Annotated in this window: 18 protein-coding genes; 6 read left to right on the top strand and 12 right to left on the bottom strand. The window is 47.7% G+C overall.

The features are described from left to right. The first annotated feature begins 11 nt into the window (after positions 1-11). The 3 genes from rapZ (at position 12) to mgtE (ending at position 2,675) form a co-directional block, all read left to right on the top strand. Positions 12-875, top strand: coding sequence for an RNase adapter RapZ (rapZ, locus tag H735_RS14955; RefSeq protein ID WP_005442214.1), 864 nt, complete (start codon positions 12-14; stop codon positions 873-875). Positions 876-877: 2 nt separating this feature from the next. Continuing rightward, on the top strand, positions 878-1,153 hold the full coding sequence (locus tag H735_RS14950) for an HPr family phosphocarrier protein (RefSeq protein WP_005442213.1): 276 nt from the start codon (positions 878-880) through the stop codon (positions 1,151-1,153). Positions 1,154-1,319: 166 nt separating this feature from the next. Continuing rightward, positions 1,320-2,675, top strand: a complete 1,356-nt coding sequence (gene mgtE, locus H735_RS14945) for a magnesium transporter (RefSeq protein ID WP_005432861.1) — start codon at positions 1,320-1,322, stop codon at positions 2,673-2,675. A gap of 83 nt (positions 2,676-2,758) precedes the next feature. Here mgtE and pmbA read toward each other — a convergent pair whose 3' ends face one another. Continuing rightward, complete coding sequence (pmbA, locus tag H735_RS14940; protein ID WP_005442211.1) at positions 2,759-4,102, bottom strand: metalloprotease PmbA; 1,344 nt, start codon at positions 4,100-4,102, stop codon at positions 2,759-2,761. 110 nt (positions 4,103-4,212) lie between these two features. Between pmbA and yjgA the strand changes: the two genes are divergently transcribed. Further along, positions 4,213-4,740 (top strand): ribosome biogenesis factor YjgA, encoded by a 528-nt coding sequence (yjgA, locus tag H735_RS14935; RefSeq protein ID WP_005442209.1) that lies wholly within the window; start codon positions 4,213-4,215, stop codon positions 4,738-4,740. A gap of 65 nt (positions 4,741-4,805) precedes the next feature. Here the strand turns inward: yjgA and H735_RS14930 are convergent, their stop codons facing one another. Both H735_RS14930 and rluA read right to left on the bottom strand, forming a co-directional pair. Further along, positions 4,806-5,768, bottom strand: a complete 963-nt coding sequence (locus H735_RS14930) for a D-2-hydroxyacid dehydrogenase (RefSeq protein ID WP_020195890.1) — start codon at positions 5,766-5,768, stop codon at positions 4,806-4,808. Positions 5,769-5,800: 32 nt separating this feature from the next. After that, a complete protein-coding gene (gene rluA, locus H735_RS14925; protein ID WP_020195891.1) occupies positions 5,801-6,553 on the bottom strand; it encodes a bifunctional tRNA pseudouridine(32) synthase/23S rRNA pseudouridine(746) synthase RluA in 753 nt (250 codons plus the stop codon). A 240-nt stretch (positions 6,554-6,793) separates the two neighbouring features. On the opposite strand from rluA, the gene H735_RS14920 reads away from it, so the two are divergent. Next, positions 6,794-8,059: an NRAMP family divalent metal transporter gene (locus H735_RS14920; protein WP_009707642.1), complete on the top strand. Its 1,266-nt coding sequence runs from the start codon at positions 6,794-6,796 to the stop codon at positions 8,057-8,059. A 98-nt stretch (positions 8,060-8,157) separates the two neighbouring features. Here the strand turns inward: H735_RS14920 and rapA are convergent, their stop codons facing one another. Next, on the bottom strand, positions 8,158-11,067 hold the full coding sequence (gene rapA / locus H735_RS14915; RefSeq protein ID WP_020195892.1) for an RNA polymerase-associated protein RapA: 2,910 nt from the start codon (positions 11,065-11,067) through the stop codon (positions 8,158-8,160). A 536-nt stretch (positions 11,068-11,603) separates the two neighbouring features. On the opposite strand from rapA, the gene H735_RS14910 reads away from it, so the two are divergent. Beyond that, the gene (locus H735_RS14910) at positions 11,604-12,980 is read left to right on the top strand and encodes a PhoH family protein (protein ID WP_005438161.1); all 1,377 of its coding nucleotides are present in this window, start codon (positions 11,604-11,606) and stop codon (positions 12,978-12,980) included. 70 nt (positions 12,981-13,050) lie between these two features. On the opposite strand, the gene tldD is transcribed toward H735_RS14910, so the two are convergent. The 8 genes from tldD to H735_RS14870 all read right to left on the bottom strand — a co-directional run bounded on the left by tldD (position 13,051) and on the right by H735_RS14870 (position 23,880). Next, positions 13,051-14,496: a metalloprotease TldD gene (tldD, locus tag H735_RS14905; protein ID WP_020195893.1), complete on the bottom strand. Its 1,446-nt coding sequence runs from the start codon at positions 14,494-14,496 to the stop codon at positions 13,051-13,053. A gap of 11 nt (positions 14,497-14,507) precedes the next feature. Further along, positions 14,508-15,329: a carbon-nitrogen hydrolase family protein gene (locus tag H735_RS14900; RefSeq protein WP_020195894.1), complete on the bottom strand. Its 822-nt coding sequence runs from the start codon at positions 15,327-15,329 to the stop codon at positions 14,508-14,510. A gap of 39 nt (positions 15,330-15,368) precedes the next feature. After that, positions 15,369-19,247 carry a YhdP family protein gene (locus tag H735_RS14895; protein ID WP_020195895.1) on the bottom strand — a complete coding sequence of 1,293 codons (3,879 nt, stop codon included), beginning with the start codon at positions 19,245-19,247 and terminating at the stop codon, positions 15,369-15,371. Positions 19,248-19,258: 11 nt separating this feature from the next. Continuing rightward, positions 19,259-20,728 (bottom strand): ribonuclease G, encoded by a 1,470-nt coding sequence (gene rng, locus H735_RS14890; protein ID WP_005438152.1) that lies wholly within the window; start codon positions 20,726-20,728, stop codon positions 19,259-19,261. Between the two features lie 18 nt (positions 20,729-20,746). Next, positions 20,747-21,316, bottom strand: a complete 570-nt coding sequence (locus H735_RS14885; protein ID WP_009707646.1) for a Maf family protein — start codon at positions 21,314-21,316, stop codon at positions 20,747-20,749. A gap of 4 nt (positions 21,317-21,320) precedes the next feature. Beyond that, entirely contained in the window at positions 21,321-21,809 is a 489-nt protein-coding gene (gene mreD / locus H735_RS14880) for a rod shape-determining protein MreD (RefSeq protein WP_020195896.1), read from the bottom strand. Then, positions 21,799-22,689 carry a rod shape-determining protein MreC gene (gene mreC, locus H735_RS14875; protein ID WP_009707647.1) on the bottom strand — a complete coding sequence of 297 codons (891 nt, stop codon included), beginning with the start codon at positions 22,687-22,689 and terminating at the stop codon, positions 21,799-21,801. Before mreC ends, mreD begins: the two co-directional genes overlap by 11 nt. Before the next feature lie 147 nt (positions 22,690-22,836). After that, positions 22,837-23,880: a rod shape-determining protein gene (locus H735_RS14870; protein WP_005381144.1), complete on the bottom strand. Its 1,044-nt coding sequence runs from the start codon at positions 23,878-23,880 to the stop codon at positions 22,837-22,839. Between the last annotated feature and the right edge of the window lie 122 nt (positions 23,881-24,002).

Genomic DNA, 24,002 nt, shown 5'->3' with positions numbered 1-24,002 from the left:
GGACGATCACCATGCGATTAATCGTTGTTAGCGGGCATTCCGGTGCCGGGAAGAGTGTTGCCCTGCGCGTACTAGAAGACTTGGGGTATTACTGTGTAGACAACCTACCAGTAAACTTGCTTGACGCGTTTGTTCAATCTGTATCAGAGAGCAAACAGAACGTTGCAGTAAGCATTGATATTCGAAACATTCCTAAGAAACTCAAAGAACTGAACACCACCCTAGAGAAGCTGAAAGCTGAACTGGATGTGACGGTACTGTTCTTAGACGCGAATAAAGAAACGCTCCTTACTCGCTACAGCGAAACACGACGGATTCACCCGTTATCGCTTGGTAGTCAGTCATTGTCGCTTGATCAGGCCATTGAGCTTGAACAAGAGATCTTAATGCCACTCAAAGCGCACGCTGATTTAGTGCTGAACAGCAGCGGTCAATCTTTGCATGATCTCAGCGAAACGATCCGTATGCGCGTTCAAGGGCGTGATCGTAAAGACTTAGTCATGGTGTTTGAATCATTCGGTTTCAAATACGGCCTTCCTTCTGATGCCGATTACGTGTTCGATGTACGCTTCTTGCCAAACCCACATTGGGAACCAGCCTTGCGCCCACTGACCGGCTTAGATGCGCCAATCGGTGCTTTCCTAGAACAACACCAATCGGTACTTGATCTTAAATACCAAATTGAGAGTTTCATTGAGACTTGGTTACCACTGCTAGAGAAAAACAACCGCAGCTACCTAACGGTTGCGATTGGTTGTACTGGTGGTAAGCATCGCTCAGTGTACTTAACTCAAAAAATCGGTGAGTTCTTTGCGGACAAAGGACACCAAGTACAAATTCGCCACACTTCATTGGAAAAGAACGTTAAGGAATAACGGTGGAAATAAGTCGTAAAGTATTGATCCAAAACCGCTTAGGCTTGCACGCCCGTGCTGCGGTTAAACTGGTAGAACTGGCGCAAAGCTTCGATGCGGTGATCACCATCGACAACGAAGAAGACAAAACCGCGACCGCAGACAGTGTCATGGGGTTGTTGATGCTGGAATCTGCCCAAGGACAATACGTGACTATCCACGCCACTGGTGATCAATCTGAGCAAGCCCTTGATGCGGTTTGTCATTTGATTGAAGACAAGTTTGATGAAGGCGAGTGATTCACTCGCTTTTTTATTATCTCTAGCCAGATATCCCACATAAGTTTCACCTCCGACTTAAATTCCGATAAATAATTTTGTCGACTTTCATAAGTTGTTATTAAAAGGTGCCTAGAATTAAGTTATTATTCAAAGCATTGTAAATATCAGGAATTGGGAGGAATGAATGGCAGAGCAAATAGAATTCGACCAAGCTCACCAAGCCCTCCAAGAAGTCACTGAAGCGCTGGAAAACGGCCGCTTCGTCCATGTTCGTCGCCAACTTCAGGACATGGAGCCTGAGGATATTGCCCACCTTTTAGAAGCTTCCCCGCGTAAAAGTCGTGAGGTTCTTTGGCAACTTACCGACCCAGAAGATTACGGTGAGATTCTTGACGAGCTAAACGAAGACGTTAAAGACAGTCTTGTGTCCAAAATGGCTCCTGAAGCGCTTGCAGAAGCGACGGAAGGCATGGACACCGATGACGTGGCTTACGTACTGCGTAGCTTGCCTGACGACGTCTCACGCGAAGTTCTTTCCCAGATGGACTCTGCCGATCGTCTGCGCGTTGAAACCGCCCTATCCTACCCTGAGGATACCGCAGGTGGACTAATGAACACCGACGTAATCACCATTCGTGGTGACGTTGATGTCGACGTAGTCCTGCGTTACCTGCGCATGAAAGGCGAACTGCCCGAAGCAACCGATGCACTGTACGTGATAGATGATGACAGCAAACTGATTGGTGAACTGCCTATCACAACACTGATCACGACGCAGCCTGATGTCAAAGTCAGTGAAGTCATGGAAGACGCCGACGATGCAATTACAGTAGATACCAGTGACTCTGACGTAGCAAGCCTGTTTGAACGTCGTAACTGGGTGTCCGCTCCTGTTGTGGATGAAAACCAGCATCTTGTCGGTCGTATTACCATCGATGACGTGGTCGACGTTATCCGTGAAGACGCTGAACACTCAATGATGAGTATGGCTGGTATGGATGACGACGAAGATACCTTCGCGCCTGTAGTTAAATCAGCGCGTAAACGTAGTATCTGGTTAGGTGCCAACGTACTTGCTGCACTGGCCGCTGCTTCTGTCTCTAACATGTTTGAAGCAACTCTAGACCAAATGGCTGCGATTGCAGTCCTAATGACGATCGTGCCTTCCATGGGTGGTGTGGCCGGTAACCAAACCGTAGCGCTTGTTATCCGTGGCTTAGCGCTCGGTCATATCGGTGACTCGAACAAACGCGAACTCTTGATGAAAGAAGCCGCTATCGGCTTACTAAACGGCATCATGTGGGCGCTGATCATCGGTGGTATTGTGGTTGCTTGGAAAGGTAACTGGATGCTTGGTGGGATTATCTCAGCAGCTATGCTGACCAACCTACTGGTCGCGGGTGTTGCCGGTGTTACCATCCCAATCCTACTGAAGAAAATGAACATCGACCCAGCCCTTGCAGGTGGTATGGCGCTGACGACCGTAACCGATGTGATTGGTCTGTCGGTCTTCCTCGGTCTCGCAACCTTAATGATTTAAGCCATGTAGCGAACTGCCAATAACGAGCAATAAAAAAGCCTGATGAACACATCAGGCTTTTTCGTATCTAGCGTTTAGCAAGCTTACTCACCGGCAACCTTCATAGTATCCAACAAGATAGAACCCGTTTGGATTTGCGAGCGTGTTTCTACATCACTACCCACAGCAACAATCTGGTTGAACATGTCTTTCAGGTTGCCCGCGATGGTAATTTCAGACACTGGGTATTGGATTTCACCGTTCTCAACCCAGAAACCAGCTGCACCGCGAGAGTAATCGCCAGTCACAACGTTCACGCCTTGACCCATGGTTTCTGTTACCAGTAGACCTGTGCCGAGCTCTTTCAGCATTTGCTCGAAATTCTGACCGGTAGAATTTACGTACCAGTTGTGGATACCACCAGCGTGACCCGTTGGATCCATCTTCATCTTGCGAGCCGCGTAGCTGGTCAATAAGTAAGTAGCCAGTACACCATCGGTGATGATTTCGCGATCTTGTGTGTATACACCTTCGCTATCAAATGGGCTTGAAGCCAAACCACGTAATACGTGTGGACGCTCAGAAATGTTGAACCACTCCGGCAATACTTGCTTACCAAGGTGATCCAATAGGAAAGATGATTTGCGGTACAGGTTACCACCGCTGATTGCCATCACTAAGTGACCAATCAAGCCTGTCGCTACGTCCGCCGCAAACATTACTGGGTATTTGCCAGTCTTAAGCTTTTGCGCATCAAGGCGGCTGATGGTTTTCTCAGCTGCTTTGCGGCCAACCATTTCTGGTGACCAAAGATCGTCACGATGGCGAGCAACGGTGTAGCTGTAATCGCGTTCCATCTCACCGTTTTGACCTACACCAATCACACAACAACTGGTGCTATGACGGCTCGATGCGTAGCTTGCTAGCAAGCCGTGGCTGTTACCGTAAACCTTTACACCGTAGTGACTGTCGTAGCTCGCACCATCGCTTTGCTTAATCGCATCGCTGTAGTTCAGCGCTTCTTTTTCAGCAGCAATCGCAACTTGTGCAGCGTAATCTGGATCGGGTGCGTCTGGGTGGAAAAGGTCTAAGTCAGGCACCTCTTTCACCATGTATTCTTTTGGAGCGGGACCTGCGAATGGGTCTTCTGATGTGTATTGAGCAATGTCTAGCGCCGCTAATACCGTTTGCTCAATAGCTGCTTCGCTCAAGTCAGATGTGGAAGCGCTGCCTTTGCGTTGACCACGGTAGACAGTAATGCCCAGTGCGCCATCGCTGTTGAATTCAACGTTTTCCACGTCACCCATGCGAGTGGAAACACTCAAACCCGTGCTCTTGGTGATTGCGACTTCAGCGGCATCAGACTTCGCCGCAGCGATTTCTAGTGCACGTGAAACGGCTTGTTCTAGCTCGGTACGTTGCTCAGCAACCTGCTGTTTAATATCCATTGTCTTTCACATCATGTATTCGATGTACAATAGAATAACAAGAATTTCGCTTTCTCCCCACGATTCTTGTTAAAATAGTCATAATATTAATCAAAACACAGGCAACTGAAATGGCACGTAAGAATCAAAAAGCGCCATGGGAACCAGAAGAAGAGATCATCTGGGTAAGTAAATCCGAGATGAAGCGAGACATGGAAGAGCTGCAAAAGCTTGGCGAAGAGCTTGTCGGCCTTAAGCCAGCAGTTCTCGAAAAGTTTCCATTGAGCGAAGACCTACGCGAAGCAATTGCTGATGCGCAGCGCTTTAAAAACGAAGCACGCCGTCGTCAATTGCAACGTATCGGTAAGTTAATGCGTTACGAAGATCCAGAGCCAATTCAAGCGGCACTGGACAAAGTGCGCAACAAGCACTCACAAGCAACAGCCGCTCTGCACAAGCTAGAAGCGTTGCGTGATCGTGTTGTAGAAGAAGGCGATAAAGCGATTGATGACGTAATGGAACTGTACCCAGAAGCGGACCGTCAACGCCTACGCCAACTTGCTCGCCAAGCAGCGAAAGAGAAGAAAGCCGGCAAACCAGCAAAATCTTACCGTGAAATCTTCCAAATTCTAAAAGCGCACGAAGAAGAAGAAATTTAATTCGGTGTTTAAGAAAGCAAAAAGCAGACCTTTGAGTCTGCTTTTTTCATGCCTATTTTCTGGCATTACGCCAAACGATTAAGGTTTTCTCCACGTTCAAAGGCGTTAATATTCTCTATCAGAATCTCAGCTAAACGCTGAATCGATGAATCACTGCCCCAGGCGACGTGTGGTGTCAACAATAGATTCGGCAAGTGCATATTGGCAATCAACGGATTACTCTCATCAGCTGGCTCTTGGGTAAAGACATCAAACCCTGCCCCTGCAATCTCACCTTGTTTTAAGCTATCCACTAAAGCTTGTTCATCCACCAAGCCGCCACGCCCGGTATTAATCAAGATTGATGTAGGCTTCATCAGCTTGAGTTCGGCTTCGCCAATCAAATTACGTGTTTCATCATTCAGTGGACAATGCAGAGTGATGGCGTCCGCTTGCTCCAACATCTCGGTAAAAGAAACATAGCCTTCTCGGCACTCCGTTGCGCCTTTACGCTCAGCAAACAACACAGTCATGCCCAATGCTTTTGCCAATTGTGCCGTCGCCTGACCTAATGCACCGCTGCCAACCACACCTAAAGTGCTACCTGCAACGTCTCCAATCGGATGCGTAAAGAAGCAGAACTGCTTGTTGCGTTGCCACTCACCTGCAGCAATATCTTGATGATAACCAAACAAGTTACGACGCAAGGCAAACAGCATTGCGATAACGTGCTCTGGAACAGACCGAGTCGCATAGCCACGCACGTTAGCAACTGCGATATTGTGCTCGGCGCAATAGTTGATATCGACGTTATTAAAGCCCGTTGCCGCGACGGCAATCATCTTGAGGTTAGGAAGTTGAATGAGAACAGATTGGTCGAGCACCACCTTGTTGCTGATCACGATATCCGCATCAGCGAGACGCTCAACAACTTGCTCAGAAGAAGTCAGATCGTATTCCACCCAATCATGGGCAAAGCTTGGACGAGGTATTTGAATTTGAGTGGGGATGGTCGCGCGGTCTAGGAAGACCACTTTAAGCAGTGACATAACAACTCCTTGTTCACTGCCTAAAGATGAATTTATGGGCGAGGCAGTGTTTTGTAATCTGGTAATTTACGCGCTGGGTCGAAATAGTCAAAGATCATCGCTTCTGCTTCCGGGTAAAAATCACAAGGAACAAAGATGCTGCGCAGCCAATGGCATTTCGGATGGTAAAAGCTCAACTCAGCGGCATGCAGTTCTAGACGCTCAGAGAAGGCTTTCGCTTCTTCAGTTGCGTAAAATTCATCGCCTACAATCGGGTGACCTAATGCCTGCATATGAACTCGTAATTGGTGTGAGCGACCAGTGATCGGCAACAAACGTACAATCGTCGTCTTTGAGCCATCAGGATGATCTTCTCGCTTCGCTACTTGGAACAGCGTTTTAGATGGTTTGCCATCCTCAAAACACACTTTCTGCAGGGGACGATTCGGCCAATCACAAATCAATGGCAGGTCGATTTCACCCTCTTCTTGCTCTAAATGTCCCCAAACTCGCGCGTAGTAAATCTTATGCGTCAATCGGTATTGAAACTGCTTTTTTAACGCGCTTTCTGCACGTTTGTTTTTAGCGAGCACCATCAAGCCAGAAGTGCACATATCTAAACGATGCACGACTTGAATGTCAGGGTATTGCTCGGTTAAGCGACTCCACATGCTGTCGTGATGCTCAGCAAGACGCCCCGGCACAGAAAGCAAACCAGATGGCTTGTTTACCGCCAAAATTTGCTCATCTTCAAAAACGACATCAATCCAAGGGTCGGTTGGTGGATTGTACTCAAGCATTGCCATGGGCTGGATCTCTACAGAATAAAAACGCGCTGATTATACCCAAGAGATGCAAAGATGCATGCAGAAAAATCGCTTAAATTCTGCCTCTTTTGACCATCGATATAACTTTTAGAAATAACAAAAACAACCAAGTCAATAACGAATAGAAAAATAAAAAAAATCACCTCGTAAATATAAATTGACAAGCTGAGCGGTAATGTTATTTATAAGCACTAGTTGACACAAAAAGGACAATAATAAATGGAATCCGCAGTATCCGATCAACCCCAATCCAAAGTCTCGCAATTCTTCCGTTCCCTTGGTCCTGGTATTCTCATGGCCTCTGCCGCCGTCGGTGGCTCTCACCTTGTTGCATCCACCAAAGCTGGAGCTATCTACGGCTGGCAACTCGCGGCGCTCATCCTGCTGGTAAACCTTTTTAAATACCCATTCTTCCGAGCAGGCGTGCAGTACACCATGGGCACTGGTAAAACGTTGGTTGAAGGCTATGCCAAACTTGGTCGCCCATACTTGTGGTTGTTCTTGTTTCTTAGTGCTGTTTCAGCGGTAATCAATACCGCAGCCCTGTTGATGTTCAGTGCTAGCTTGTTGGGTTACTTCATTCCTTTTTCATTGTCGATGGCATCACTCAGCATCATCGTATTGGTCACGTGCTTGGTGATCCTATTTGCTGGTCATTACAAAGCCCTAGATACGCTCTCTAAAGCCATCATGACAGTACTGACCATTGCGACTTTGCTGGCGGTGGCGATTGCATTTGGTAACCCTGTAGAGCCTGTTGCGAACTTTGAATCCCCTTCTCCGTGGTCAATTGCAGCAATCGGCTTTATTGTTGTGACCATGGGCTGGATGCCTGCTCCAATCGAGATCTCTTGTTTGACGTCTGCGTGGTTAAAACGCCAAACTAGCCAACAAGAGGTTACGGCAAAATCTGCCCTGTTTGATTTCAATGTCGGCTACATTGGCACAGCAGTATTGGCTTTGGTGTTTGTATCGCTAGGTGCGTTGATGCTACACGGCTCAGGCATTGAACTTAAGAGCTCTGGCGTAGGCTTCTCCCACCAGCTTGTTGGCTTGTACGCTTCGACCATTGGTGAGTGGTCACGTTACCTAATTGCAGTGATTGCATTCTTCTGTATCTTCGGTAGTACCATTACGGTGATTGATGGCTACTCACGTGTGATTTCAGACTCTCAGCGCCTGCTGCGCTCACAGCCAGAAACTGACCCGAAAGCGACGTCAGCGATCATGCTGATCGTATCGCTACTGGCTTTAGGAATTGTTGTGTTCTGGGCTTCGGCACTGCTGCCAATGTTGGACTTTGCCATGGTGCTGGCATTTATGACGACGCCGTTTTTCGCGCTATTGAACTACATTCTAGTGAGTAAAACGGACTTACCTAAGCCATTGGCATTGGGTCGTAAATTGAAGTGGTTGTCGATTGCGGGTTTGATTTACTTATTCGGCTTCTTAGCACTGTTTATTTGGTGGAAGTGGTTGATGTAATTATCTGCGAGCAACTAGCTTAGCTCGTGGGTAAACAAAGCTCAGATAAAGAAAAAGGTCTTCAATTGAAGACCTTTTTTCGTTTGTATGAACGCTGATTAGTTGTGGCTGACCACAATCAGACGTAGCGAGTCTAGCTGAACCTGAGCTTGGTTGATGTAACCTGTTAGCTCTTTGATTTGCTCTTCAATCGCTTCAATTTCTTCATCACGGATGTTCGGGTTTACCGCTTTCAATGCTTGTAGACGCTCAAGCTCGGCATTCAAGCTTTGTTGCATGTCTTGATGCGCTTGGTTGCGAACTTCTTCCACTTTCTGCTCAACCAATGCGTCACCCGCTTCGATTAGGCTATGGATGTCTTTCTGAACTGATGTCACTAGCTTACTGCCTAGGTGACGGTTTACCGGGCTAAGCTGACGGTTGAAACCTTCAAACTCAACCTGAGAAGACAGATCGTTACCACGAGCATCCATCATCATGCGAATTGGCGTCTTCGGTAGGAAACGAGCAATGCCGCTGCGTTTCGGCGCTTGTGCATCCACCGCATACACCAGTTCAAGTAGGATAGTGCCCACTGGTAGCGCTTTGTTCTTCAGCAGAGAAACCGCAGAGGTACCCACACCTTCGCTCATCAGCAGATCGATACCGCCTTGAATCATTGGGTGTTCCCAACTGATGAAATGCATATCCTCACGAGACAGCGCAGTATCACGGTCAAACGTGATTGTCGCGCCTTCGTATGGCAAACCTGGGTAGCTTGGCACCATCATGTGTTCAGATGGCGTTACCACAAGTGCGTTTTCGCCTTTGTCGTCTTGGTTCAAACCAATGGTATCGAACAGAGACAGCGCGAATGTCACTAGGTTTGTGTCGCCATCTGTCGATGCGATTTTCTCAACGATTTGCTGCGCTTTGTCGCCGCCGTTTGAGTGCATCTCTAGCAGACGGTCACGACCTTGCTCAAGTTGTGATTTCAGCTCTTTGTTCATCTTCGCAGATTCTTCAATCACTTCATCAAGATTTGAAACATCGCCAGACGCCAGCATTTCAATCAGCGCATCAGAGTACTTATCATAAACCGCGCGACCTGTTGGACAGGTTTCAGCAAACGCGTTTAGACCTTCATCGAACCAACGTGCAAGGATCGCTTGTGACGTGCCTTTTAGGTAAGGGACGTGGATGTCGATATCACGCTTCTGACCGATACGGTCCAAACGACCAATACGTTGCTCTAGCAAGTCTGGGTTGAACGGCAAATCAAACATCACCAGCTGGTTCGCAAACTGGAAGTTACGACCTTCTGAGCCGATTTCGCTACAAATAAGAACCTGCGCCCCCCCCTCTTCTTGCGCAAAGTAAGCAGCCGCTTTATCACGCTCAAGGATCGACATGCCTTCATGGAATACAGTTGCACGAATACCTTCACGCTCACGCAATGCTTGCTCAAGTTGCAGTGCAGTGCTTGCACGAGAGGCTATAACCAAGACTTTGTCGCTGCGCTTCTCTTTCACTTTTTCAAGCAGCCAGTTCACACGTGAGTCGAACTGCCACCAGCTTGAATCTTCGCCTTCAAATTCTTGGAAGATTTCTTCTGGGTAAAGGTTCTTCACCGCGCGTGCTTCTGGTGTCATCTTGCCACCGATCATGCCTGATACACGCATTGACGTGGTGTACTGTTGCGGAATGTCCATTGGCATTAGATGCACGTTACGCTTCGGGAAGCCTTTGATTGCAGCACGCGTGTTACGGAACAGAACGCGGCCAGTACCGTGACGGTCCATTAGGTTGTCGATCAGTTCTTGGCGCGCTGACGCTTTCGCTTCTTCATCACTGTCGCTTTCAATAATGCGGAATAGTGGCTCAACGTCTTGCTCAGAAAGCAGTTCAGTAATTTGGTTTTTCGCTTCGTCAGGCAGCTTCTCACCAGAGAATAGCGAGGTGATAGCATCCGCAACAGGTGCGTATTGCTCTTCTTCTTCAACGAATGCGTCGTAATCGTAGAAACGATCTGGATCTAGAAGACGTAGACGAGCGAAGTGGCTTTCACGACCTAGTTGCTCTGGCGTCGCTGTCAGTAGAAGCACACCCGCAGTGCGTTCTGCCAAGCCTTCTACCACTTGGTATTCGCGGCTTGGTTTGTCTTGGCTCCACTCTAGGTGGTGCGCTTCATCGACAACCAATAGATCCCACTCGCCTTCAAGCGCTTGCTCAAAACGCTTGCGGCTCTTACGTAGGAAATCCAGAGAACACAATACGTATTGCTGCGTATCGAATGGGTTTTCTGCTTCTGCGAACGCTTCAATACATCGCTCTTCATCAAAGATAGAGAAGTGCAGGTTGAAACGACGCATCATCTCAACGAGCCACTGGTGTTGCAGCGTCTCAGGAACCACGATAAGAATACGCTCGGCACGACCCGCCAGCACTTGCTGGTGGATGATCATGCCCGCTTCGATGGTTTTACCAAGACCTACTTCATCCGCTAGCAATACGCGAGGCGCGTGACGACGACCGACTTCGTGCGCAATGTAAAGCTGGTGAGGGATCAAACCCGCGCGCATGCCACACAGGCCACGCATTGGGCTCTTGTGCTGTTCAAATTGGTTTTGTAGCGCACGGTAGCGAAGTACGAAGTTGTCCATGCGGTCGATTTGACCTGCGTACAACTTGTCTTGCGGTTTGTTAAAACGAATGTGGTTGCTTAGGAAGATTTCACGCAGCACGATCGCCGTTTCTTGCGTGTCTTCACGAGTACCGAAATAGGTGTATAGACCTTCATCTTCCAGTACTTCTTCAACTTTTAATGACCAACCTTCTTGGCAATCGATGACATCACCGACGTTGAACGTTACTCGGGTAACTGGTGCATCGTTACGTGCGTAAACTCGGTTTTCCTCTGATGCTGCAAACATCAATGTCACAGTACGAGCATCCATTGCTACTACGGTACCTAAACCTAAATCGCTTTCCGTATCGCTAATCCAGCGCTGCCCCAAAGCAAATGTCATGAATTGACTACCTCGTTGTTGTTTCTTGTTGGTCTCTACCCATCCCGATGGGCATGGATATTAGTTTAGATCTGATTCTGGCTTCTGCTATGCCAATCGTGCTTGTCATGCCACTTTGTGCTGTGCATTTTTAAGCCAGCTGAACATGATAAATCGGGCGTAGCCTATACGCAGAAAAAGGTCGCTAATCTTACTTGAAGCTGTGATTTAGGTCACGCCGAAACCGCCCAGAGGGCAAACTTTTTTTCCTGAATTAGGAATGCAATCAAATTGTAAAAAACTCATGACAATTATTAAGTTGTAAGAAGTAAATATTACGTATACTTCTATTGAGGGGCGCTTAGAATCATCGTGCATGATTTGAGCGCATTAAGTACACGATTAGGATCAACACGGGTTTGCAGTAAGTTGTCTTGCTACTCGGTTGCGCACTAACCGACATTGCCCGACAACCTCTATTGCAAGCAATCAGAGTTAGGAAGTCTGTTCCTTCTTAACTACTAGCCAGCAAAGCCGCACTGCGGCAAGGAGACGCTATGGGCGATACCGATCGGAAACTGTTTGTACTCGATACCAACATTCTTCTTCATGAACCCTTCGCCATCTTCTCTTTCCAAGAACACGATGTCGTCATCCCAATGACTGTGTTGGAAGAACTCGACCGAATCAAAGACAGCAAACGTGATGTTGCACGAGATGCACGCGTTGCGATTCGCGCTTTGGAGGATTTATTTAGAGAAGCCACGCCAGATGAAATCTCAGAAGGCATTCCCGTTTCTAAAGACAACCCAAGCCAAGGCACCATCTCTATTTTGGCGGACTTCGAATTGCAGGAAACCGTCAAAGCCTTCGCCGACAAAGCCGGTGACAACCGCATACTCAATGCGGTGCTTTATCTGCAAAACAAACGCGCACCACGCGAAGTCGTGCTCGTAACCAAAGACATCAACATGCGTTTGCGAGCCAAAGGCGCTGGCGTGCGTTTCGTTGAAGACTATCGTACGGACCAGCTGATTGATGATATCCAATACCTCACCAAGGGCTTCCAACAACGTGAAGGCGATTTTTGGAGTGGCGTGGATGAAGTGGAAAGCTATGCGCTGGGTGGAAAAACGTTCCATAAACTCAGCCGCGAACCGTTCGATCCGACCTTTATTAATCAATACGTGATTGATGAAGAGAGTGATTTTGTAGGCCGAGTAGAAACCATCAATGAGGATAAGCTCACCTTACTCGACCTCAGCCGTGAGCGCATGATGCATCGCCGCGCTTGGGACATTACACCTAAAAATATCTATCAAGGCATGGCGATGGATGCCCTGCTCGATCCAGATATTGATTTGGTGATTCTGACCGGTGCTGCAGGTAGTGGTAAGACACTGCTTGCCATGGCAGCGGCATTGGAACAAACCATTGAAAAAGGCATGTTCGATAAGATCATCGTGACGCGTAACACGCCAGACATTGGTGAGTCGATTGGTTTCTTACCGGGCTCGGAAGAAGAGAAAATGATGCCTTGGTTAGCAGCGGTGACCGATACCTTGGAAGCGCTGCACAAGAACGACCACTGCACAGAGGGCTCGATGAAGTACATCTGTGATAAAGCCAATATTCAGTTTAAGTCGATCAACTTTATGCGTGGCCGTTCTATCCAGAATGCGTTTGTCTTGCTCGATGAGTGCCAGAACTTAACCGCCTCACAAATCAAAACCATCATCACCCGTTGTGGTGAAGGCACTAAGATTGTGTGTTCGGGTAACTTGGCACAGATTGACTCTCATTACCTCACGCCAGTGACGTCTGGTTTGACGTATATGGTTGAACGCTTCAAGAACTTTGAAGGTAGCGCCAATATTCACCTCAATGGTGTGGTGCGCAGTCGCTTGGCTGAGTTCGCTGAAGAGAACTTATAACGAACACTCTCCTCCTAAAAACAAAAGAGCGCTCAATGGGCGCTCTTTTTAATTCTGCTTCAGATGAAGTTTATTCAGTGCCACCAACGGTGATGGAATCGAGCTTCAATGTGGGCTGACCAACGCCAACCGGTACGCTTTGACCCGCCTTACCACACACGCCAACGCCTCTGTCGATGCTTAGGTCGTTACCCACCATAGAAACTTGCTGCATTGCTTCGATGCCTGAGCCAATCAACGTTGCGCCTTTCACTGGGCGAGTGATTTTGCCATCTTCAATCAAGTACGCTTCCGATGCAGAGAACACGAACTTACCAGAAGTGATGTCCACCTGACCGCCCCCGAAGTTTGGTGCGTACAGACCTTTCTTCACTGTAGAGATGATCTCTTCTGGCGTGTGCTCACCCGGCAGCATGTAAGTGTTGGTCATACGTGGCATTGGTAGATGTGCGTAAGACTCACGACGACCGTTACCTGTAGGATTCACACCCATTAGGCGTGCGTTCAACTTATCTTGCATGTAGCCCTTAAGCACACCATTTTCGATAAGTGTGTTGTACTGACCGTTCACACCTTCATCATCGACGTTCAATGAGCCGCGTAGGTCTTTTAGCGTGCCATCATCCACGATAGTACAAAGTGGAGATGTCACTTGCTCACCCATCTTGCCAGAGAATACGGAAGACTCTTTACGGTTGAAGTCCCCCTCTAAACCGTGACCTACCGCTTCGTGCAGCAATACACCCGGCCAACCAGAACCAAGTACCACAGGCATCATGCCTGCAGGTGCTGCTTCTGCTTCTAGATTCACTAGCGCCATACGAATCGCTTCATCAGCGAATTGGAAGGCTTGTTTCACGCCGTTCGTTTCAGATAGGAAGAAGTCGTAACCGAAACGACCACCGCCACCAGCGCTGCCGCGTTCACGACGATCGCCTTTTTCAGCAAGAACACTGATTGAAAGACGGACAAGCGGGCGGATATCACCAGCGTAAGTACCGTCGGTTGCAGCAACCAACATTTGCTCATGGACACCACTGATGCTGATCGATACTTCTTTGATCATTGGCTCTTTGGTACGAATGTACGCATCTAGAGACAACAACAGTTCGGTTTTTTGTTGCTTTTCCCAGCTTGCTAGTGGGTTTACCGCACCGTAGTAAGCTTGGTTATCAGAACGTTTGAATGCGTGCACTTTGCCATTTTGGCCTTGCTGCGCAATACCACGCGCTGCAATCGCACTTTGCTTCAAACCGTCTAGTTGAATTTGGTCTGAATAGGCGAAACCGGTTTTTTCGCCTGTGACTGCTCGTACACCGACACCACAGTCAATATTGAAAGAGCCATCTTTAATGATGCTGTCTTCTAGAACCAGAGACTCGTGCCAGCTGGACTGAAAGTAAATGTCCGCATAATCGATCTGGCGCGTCGCAATGCTCGCTAGTGTGTCAGCGATGTCTTGCTCTGTCAGACCGTTTGGGGCAAGGAGTGCCTGTTCTATTTGGTTTATGCTCATAGTTAGCTCTTTTATTTCCGTTTCAATTCATTTTGAAAGCGACTGTGTTGAGTCAGCGGCATATTCTGCCTTACTTGCTGGTTGTGTGACAAATCTATCTCGGCCACCAGCAATCCTACTTGGTCATTCAATTGTTGGTGAACGCGCCCCCAAGGGTCAATCACCATGGAGTGTCCCCAAGTTTGGCGACCACACGGATGCGTCCCCGTTTGTCCGCAGGCTAGAATCCAACATTGGGTTTCAATCGCACGCGCTCGAAGCAATACTTCCCAATGCGCTTGTCCCGTCACCGCGGTAAACGCAGCAGGCACCACAATAACTTGTGCTCCTGCTAAGCGTAGCGCTTTAAACAATTCAGGAAAGCGTACGTCGTAGCAAATACTTAACCCTACCGTACCAATATTGGTCTCTGCCGTCACGATGCGATTGCCAGCGGTAAAAGTATCCGACTCGCGATAACTGCCGTGCCCGTCAGCGACATCCACATCAAACATATGCAGCTTATCGTAGTGAGCAATACACTCGCCTTGCGGTGAGAAAACCAATGTCGTGGTAGTCACACCTTGTTCAGTACGAATCGGCATGCTGCCCACGATTAAAGTCAGTTGGTTGTGCTGTGCGACCTCAGATAAGCGCTGTTGAGTCGGACCGTCACCCAAAGTTTCTGCGTTCTGGTGATACGCCTCTCGGTTGGCAAATTGTGTGGTATTTTCTGGTGTCACAACCAGCTTCACACCTTGCTCAGCAGCCAATGCACATTGCTTGGCAATGAAGTCCAGATTCTGCTCGATATCTGGACCCGATGTCATTTGAATGATGCCAACACGTTCCATGTATTCAATTCCTTGTTCGTCAGAAGGCTGACCGCGTAATTACTTCGCTTGCTCACGCAGTTTTTCTGGCAACTTGTATTCACCTTTGCTTCGCGAAATCTCTTTTACGGTAGGTGAATCCAGAGGGCCTTTCACTTCGTAGTTTACCTGTGTAAAGACTTCCACTACAGGAGAGATAACCGTCGAAATCGCCAGAACATACAATGCCGTTTGAGGCGCTACCGCAAAGGCCGTCAACATAGGCAAACCCGAAGTAATATCCGGAGTGAAGTTCACCTCGGCATCCACCAAACGAGTGTTCATATTGGCAATGCCGCGGATCTTCATCTCACCGGCTAACGCATCCATCACAATATCGTTGGTAATAAACACACCATCTTGGATTTTGCCTGTACCCGTAATTGAGTTAAATGCCATCCCTTTGTCGAACACGTCAGTAAAGTCGAGCTGCATCTTACGGATGATCGAATCAAGACTAAACAGACCCAGTAATCGCGCCGCGCCACTCACTTCGGTGATCACGCCTTTACCAAACTCGGTAGAGACATCCCCTTGCAAGCTTTGCGTTTTCATCGACCAAGGCGCACCATCCCAATCAAGGTTGGCATTGATTTCAAACGGTGCTTGCTGGATACCTGAAGTGATACCAAATCGCTCCATTAAATCACTGTTGTTTTCACCTTTTACTTTCATGGTCAGGTTTGAATGACTGCGTTCTTTCGTCAGCTCCCACCAACCACTCATATCAACGCGGTTCTGGCCACTACTAAAGTTTACATTCTTCCATTCAAGTCGGTTGTTGCCACGTTCAACATCCACGTTCACCTTACCGACCTTGTAACCTTGCAGCCAAAAATCATCGATGCTCAGCGTTAAGTTTGGCATCTCTGCATGGAACTTACGGTCAAAGTTTGAGATAAGTGGCGCCGTTTGATCTTCGCTAGCAAACAGAGAACTACGCTCCTTGGTCATCTCATCGAAACCCGGAATGTACAAGTGCAGGTGATCCAATGAAACAGACAGATCATATGGTTTGAGGTAATTGGCTTTACCTTTCACCTCTTGGCTATCGACTTCAAGCTGCCAACTTAGGTTCTTCTTACGCGCATTTAAGTCGACGTCGTGGAACTCAATACCACCGAGCTCTAGGTTTTGCACATCCATACTGACGCGCGTTGGCAAGGGAATCGTCGGCGTTTTCATACTCGACAATACCGATTGCGTCGTACTTTGTGGAACGTGCATTAAGTCCGCCCACTTATCGAGGCTCAAATCATCTAAACGAATCGAAGCATCATGCCCCACAACTGGGCTTATCTTGAAGCCACCATTGCCAATAACCAGGTTAGTCGCGGTTAGCAGAGGTACATCGCCAGAGATATCGATTTCCGTCTGGTACTTCGCATTAGGGATTTGTAATCGAGCCGAGATGCTTTCTTGGTTGCCAGAAGCTTGCAGTTTCGCTTGCCCTTTCTCACCGCGTTTTTTCGCCAATGGATATGGGTATTCGCTCGCGAGCTGACTAAGTTGAGCAAGCACATCGACTTGGTAGGTAAAGCCGACATCATTAAGTTGTAAGTCGATGTCCATTTGCCACGGCGCATGACCAGAAACCAAACTTAACCAACGCTCGCCAAGGTAAGGTTTAAGTGGATCCACTTCCCAATCACCAAGGGTGTTGATGGTCACGTTATAGCCTTGCTCAGCGTTCTCACCTCGGAAATCCAGTGAGATTGGTTGCTTCAACAGTTCCGCTGACAAGCCAGATGTGGTCACTACATCGTTATCGAATCTAATACGCCCAGTCGCATTTTCTAACGTCATAGGCGGCGCATCGATATCTACGCGATTGTTTTTAAGATCGGCATACCCCCAAGCTCTCGCATCTCGGTCTGAATCAAATGGGATGTTCAGTTGGAACTCAGAATATACCGGACCACTGACTTGCAGCGCGGTCAAGGCAGCACCAACAGAGTCAACCAGTGGCGTTGCCATCATGTAGTCGCGAACTTCATTACCCGGAGCGCTGGCCTTGGCTTCGATTTCAATATGGCCATCTTCTGCAAGCTCCGGAATGCGTCCCGTGATTCGCTTCGCTTTCACGCCATTTAACGTGGCAGACTTTGAATCTAGGTACATGGCGTCGTTTTCAAACAACAAATCGAGCTGTAAATCTGTGATGGTCGGCCAAGCAGTGTCAAAGCTGAACTTCGCGTTCTTCAATCCAACCCATGCTTGGAACATGCCGTTATGCTCTTTGTATGGGAAGTCGGCCAACTCGCCATACCAAAGCAGTTTTGCGGTATTGACCTTACCACCTTGAATCGCGGTAGATAGGTAATCCGTGAGATCTTGCCCAAGCGCTAAAGTCGGAAGGTAGCGCCATGTTTCACCTGCGTTGTAGAGGTCAGCTTCGGCATAAAACGACAGAAATGGGCTTTGCTCTTTCGGGAAATCGAGGCGGAATGCGCCCAGCACTTGTAAGTCAGGTGTCGCCGCCGTCACTTTATCGGACCACAAACGCCAGCCATCTTCATCTTGCTGCCAAATGATGTCAACTTCACCTTGCTTAATGTTCAGTGGCGCTTGGAACACATCCCCATAAGGGAAGACATCATCAATAACGGTAACTTTCGCTTTCGCCTGTTCTAAGTTACCCGATACTTTACCTTGCACATGACTAAAGCCAGGAAGCAGTTCCCATTGTGTTAAACCCAGTTCATCTAACTCAGCAGAGTAACGCAAGGTATCTAAGCCGCCATTCATCGATAGACGAATGTCTTCCACTCGTCCTTTTGGTGCCAACTTGTTGAGTAAATCGGTAGTGGACTCAGACTTTGGCGCCAACTTAACCAGTGGTGTTAACGCTTCAATATCTAATTGGGAAAGGTTGAGTAGCCAACCATCCGGTTGCCAATCAAAGGCGACATCCAATTCTGGCCATGGTCTGTCATCGGTGCGGATTTGCAGTGAGTGGCCATTTACTTTCCAGCCCTCTTTATCAGGAGACAGCTTGAAAATGCCAGACTCTAATAACAGATCATGACGGCCATTTTCGTCCCACACTAACTCGGAAGGTTGTAAGTCAACATAAGCATAACTTGGTTGGCTGCGCTCAAGAGTCAGCCAAGTGTTTAAGCTGACTTTGCCTGACTCAACGCCAGACTCATCTTGCATGTAAGTGGTTAGCCAAGGCGTTACCGAGACGTCTTTCGCACTGACGTAAAACTCACCCGACACATCACGCAGCGAACCGTAATCTTTGAAGTTAGCACGTACTAACAATGAGTTGAGACTGGCGTCCGCAATGCTTACCGTGCCCTCAGCTAAATGGTGCTTACCTTGGTTACTCCAACGTAATTGCTCGATGTCCAAACGGCGTGTTTCGCCTGAAACGGATTTATACCAAATGCGAGAATCTGTGATGGTGAAGTCTTCAAACTGACGCAGCAACAAGGAGTCTAATTGGTCTATCAGCTTGGTTTCATTTTTGCTGACATTCGCTTGCGGCTCTTTGCTTTCTGATTTCGACAAAAGGTCGACGGTGCGGATGTCTAACGCTAAATCATCGATCGTTAAATCAGCAACAACTGGTTTAAAACTCAGAAGAGATTGAATCAAATCGAATTCAATATGGATTTCATCCACTGCAAAGCGAGCGTCTTGGTTATTAGGCAGATTCGCTTCTAAACCTTGCAGGGCGATAGAGGGATGGCTGTTACGCCAAGAACCAGCAACGCTGGTGATAGAAAAGTCAAAACCTGTGCCTTGCTTGACCCAGGTTTTGATCTCATCTTGGAAGTGGTTAAGTTGTGGCAATGCTACGCGCAGTGTGGTTACTAAGATGGCCAGAAGCACCAACAGAGTAACTAAAGTCCACGCGCAGAAACGCCCGAAACGGTTAAAACCAGAATTCACAAATTTTCCAATTACATCATGACGACGTCAAACTGCTCCTGAATGTACAGGGGTTCAGCTTGAATACGAACTTGCTTACCAATAAATACTTCGAGTTCAGCCAGTGCGTGTGATTCATCACCCAGTAGTGTCTCCGCAACGTACGGTGACGCGTACACAACAAAGTTGTCTGCATCGTAAGCACGGTTAACACGGGTAATTTCACGCAAGATCTCGTAACACACCGTTTCGACAGTCTTCACGCTGCCGCGACCTTCACAAGTAGGACAGCTTGAACACAGGATATGTTCAATACTTTCGCGCGTGCGCTTACGAGTCATCTCCACTAAGCCTAGTTGAGTAAAACCATTAATGTTGGTTTTCACTCGGTCTTTTGATAGTGCAGCTTCAAGAGAGCTTAGAACGCGCTTACGGTGTTCATCCGATGCCATATCGATAAAGTCGATAATGATGATGCCACCAAGGTTACGCAGACGAAGTTGACGTGCGATTGCTTGTGTCGCTTCAACGTTGGTATTGAAGATGGTTTCTTCTAGATTGCGACGGCCAACAAACGCGCCGGTATTGATGTCGACCGTAGTCATGGCTTCCGTTTGATCGATGATCAGATAGCCGCCGGACTTAAGCTCGACTTTGCGTTCCAGAGAGCGTTGGATTTCGTTCTCTGTGTCGTACATATCGAAGATAGGCTTATCGCCTTCGTACAGTTCAAGCTTCTCAGTCAACTCTGGCACATATTCAGAGGTAAACTCTTTCAGATTCTCGTATTCAAGGCGAGAGTCGACCATGATTTTGTCAAGCTCAGTGCCAACAAAATCACGTAGAATTCGCTGGGCTAAACCTAGCTCACCGTACAAGGTGGAACGCGTTTTATATTTCGAGCGACGCTCCATGACTTTCAGCCATAAACGCTTCAAAAATGCCGCATCTTGAGAAAGCTCTTTTTCGTCTGCACCTTCTGCGGCAGTACGAATGATGAAGCCGCCATGCTCATCACAGTAGTGATTGACAACTTTCTTTAAACGCTCGCGTTCTGTTTCACTTTCAATACGCTGAGAGACACCGACGTGACTAGCACCCGGCATAAAGACAAGATAACGTGATGGCAAGGTGATATCGGTTGTAAGACGTGCGCCTTTAGTGCCCAGAGGATCTTTCACCACTTGCACAACGATGTCCTGACCTTGGCGAACCAATTCAGAAATATCACGTACTTGGAATTGTTGCTTTTCGTTTTCTGCCACACATTCGGTGTGTGGAACGATATCTGATGCGTGTAAGAACGCCGCTTTATCAAGACCAATATCAACAAACGCCGCTTGCATGCCTGGCAATACTCGGCTCACTTTGCCTTTGTAGATATTGCCCACAATGCCACGGCGTGATTCACGTTCTATATGAACTTCTTGTAGTACTCCACCTTCAATCATGGCCACACGAGTTTCACTCGGGGTCACGTTTAGCAGCAATTCTGCACTCATGTGCACACCTCAAAACAATTATAAAAATTCTTGAATTAGCTGATCGGTTTCGAACAAAGGTAAGCCTACTACGGCGTGATAACTGCCTTCGATTCGGGTGACGAAACGCCCACCGAGTCCTTGAATACCATAACTTCCAGCTTTATCGCATGGTTCGCCTGACTGCCAGTATCGTTCTATTTCTTCTTCAGTCAGTGTTTTGAACCACACGTCAGTGATAACGACCACTGAATGTTGTTGTTCTTTTGATACGACGCTCACCGCGGTCATCACTTGATGCTGACGACCCGATAAATTGCTGAGCATGCGTTTTGAATCTTCGAAATTTTTAGGTTTCTCTAATACGTGGTTATCGCATACCACCACGGTATCTGAGCCCAATACAACGGAATCAGGCTTAGCCATCGCTAAGCCTGCTTGAGCTTTTTCCAGAGAGAGACGCAAAACATAGTCTTTTGCTTGCTCGTGGTCTTGTTTGGCTTCCTCTATATCAGGAAGCACAATATCAAAGTCATAACCTAATTGAGCAAGCAACTCTTTTCTTCTCGGAGAACCCGATGCGAGAACGAGGGATAAGCCCTTTTTCACAACGCTACCTTACGTGCCATGCGCGACGGACGCGTCGCATAAGTAAAAACATCCATGGCCAAAGTATACAGTTTATTGCCGCAGTCCACAGAGATAATGGATTAAATACTACGTCTTGGTTCAAATATTCCCCACAGAATATAAGAAGTTCCAGTAGCACGGTAAAAAAGGCAATCAAGATAGATTGTTGCCACAATGCCATGTTACGGATCACCAAGAAATTCAAGGCTACTAAGTAGATAATGATCGACATCATCATCCCTCGGATACCGAGCGTAGAACCAATCAATATGTCCCACAATAAACCTAAGATCAAAGCGGTACCGACGTTAACACGGTGAGGCAATGCCAACACCCAGTAACAGGCCACTAGAAATAGCCATGACGGACGCAGCAAATCGAGCACGCCCGGCCATGGAATAGTTTGTAAGACTAGCGCAACAAAGAAGCTAACGCCGATGACCATTCGGCTTCTAAATACACTATTGGCCATCGGTTACCTCTTGCTCTGAACCTTCTTCGACATTGGATTGCAGTACTTTGTGTTGACGGTCTTCATTCGGCCAGATCAACAGCAAGTAGCGCAGACGATCAAACTCAACCACAGGTTCCGCTTTGATCGATGCAAACTCTTGGCGAGTATCGTGATCGACATTCGTGACGGTTGCAACTGGGTAGCCTTCTGGATAAATACCACCGAGACCCGACGTCACGAGCAAATCGCCCACTTGAATGTCAGTACTGGTTGGGATGTGTTCCAGTTGGATTTCATCCACTTCACCATTACCGGAAGCGATCACACGAATATCATTACGAATCACTTGAACAGGAATCGCGTTTTTCGCGTCTGTTAGCAACAACACGCGTGCGTTGTGCGCTGCAACAAACGTTACCTGACCAACGATGCCTTTCTCGTTAATAACAGGCTGACCAACGTAAACACCATCAATACGACCTTTATCAATCACCACTTGGTGGCGATACGGCGAGGTGTCGACAGCCATCACTTCTGTGACGACTTTCTTTTCGTCACGGACGAATGAAGAGCCGAGCAGTTTACGCAGGCGTTGGTTTTCTTCTTTATATTGGTCGAGCAAGATCAGCTCGCTCTTCAGGCGAAGCACTTCTCGCTTCAAACTGCGATTGCCTTCAATCAGTGCCTGACGAGTGTTTAAACTCTCGAACATTCCATCGAACATGCTACGAGGCAAATTAGCTGCGTATTGAATTGGCGCAACCATACTGTTCAATAGGTATCGGACGTTGGAAAACGTATCTAGACGGTTATCAGCCAGCATCAAGCTCGCCGACACGATGACAGCAAAAAACAGACGTAATTGCAGAGATGGGCCTCTGCCAAAAATCGGTTTCATCTTGTTTTTAACCTGATTGCTACCATGATTATTGAGCCTTACTTGGCAACCAGAGAATCTAATGTAAGTGGATTCTTGGTATGGAGCAGATTGAAATTACAGAGAGCGGAAATGAAGGTGAAGTCCATATAGACTCCACCCTGCATTTTATTCTTCAGAGAATAGATCGCCACCGTGCATGTCGATCATTTCTAGAGCTTTACCGCCGCCACGAGCCACACACGTTAGTGGGTCTTCAGCGATAACAACTGGAATACCAGTTTCTTCCATTAGTAGACGGTCTAGGTCTTTAAGTAGTGCACCACCACCTGTTAGTACCATACCGTTTTCAGAGATATCAGACGCTAGCTCTGGTGGACATTGCTCAAGCGCAACCATCACTGCAGATACGATGCCAGATAGCGGCTCTTGCAGTGCTTCTAGGATTTCGTTTGAGTTAAGGCTAAAGCTACGTGGCACACCTTCTGCAAGGTTGCGACCCCGAACTTCGATCTCTTGAACTTCATCACCTGGGTAAGCAGAACCGATTTCGTGTTTGATCTTTTCAGCTGTTGCTTCACCGATCAAGCTACCGTAGTTACGACGCACGTAGTTGATTACTGCTTCATCAAAGCGGTCACCACCGATACGAACAGAAGAAGAGTAAACCACACCGTTTAGTGAGATAACCGCAACTTCCGTTGTACCACCACCGATATCGACCACCATAGAACCTGTTGGCTCAGATACGCGAAGGCCAGCACCGATTGCCGCCGCCATTGGCTCATCAATTAGGTAAACTTCACGCGCGCCAGCACCTAGTGCAGATTCACGAATCGCACGACGCTCAACTTGAGTAGAACCACAAGGAACACAAACTAGTACGCGAGGGCTTGGTTTAAGAATGCTGTTGTCGTGCACTTGCTTGATGAAGTGCTGAAGCATTTTTTCTGTTACGTAGAAGTCAGCGATAACGCCGTCTTTCATTGGACGGATTGCTGAGATGTTGCCCGGTGTACGACCAAGCATCTGTTTTGCCGCATGGCCTACAGCAGCAACGCTTTTTGCAGAACCTACACGATCTTGGCGAATAGCAACTACAGAAGGTTCATCAAGGACGATGCCCTGTCCTTTTACGTAAATTAGAGTGTTGGCAGTACCTAAATCGATAGATAGGTCGTTAGAAAACATGCCACGAAGTTTTTTAAACATATTCTTCGCTCATCCTGCAAAAATTTAGAAGACAAAAATTGTCCTAAATGTACCAATGCCTCGCTGTCACAGCAAGGCATTGGTACACAAACATGAGCAGAAAGCCTCAATTTCTTGCAGTT

Origin of the sequence: Vibrio owensii CAIM 1854 = LMG 25443, from assembly GCF_000817815.1 — a bacterium.
In the GTDB taxonomy this organism is placed as follows: Bacteria; Pseudomonadota; Gammaproteobacteria; order Enterobacterales; family Vibrionaceae; genus Vibrio; species Vibrio owensii.
Note: the sequence above shows the minus strand (reverse complement) of the source record. Positions and strands in the feature narration are given on the sequence as shown.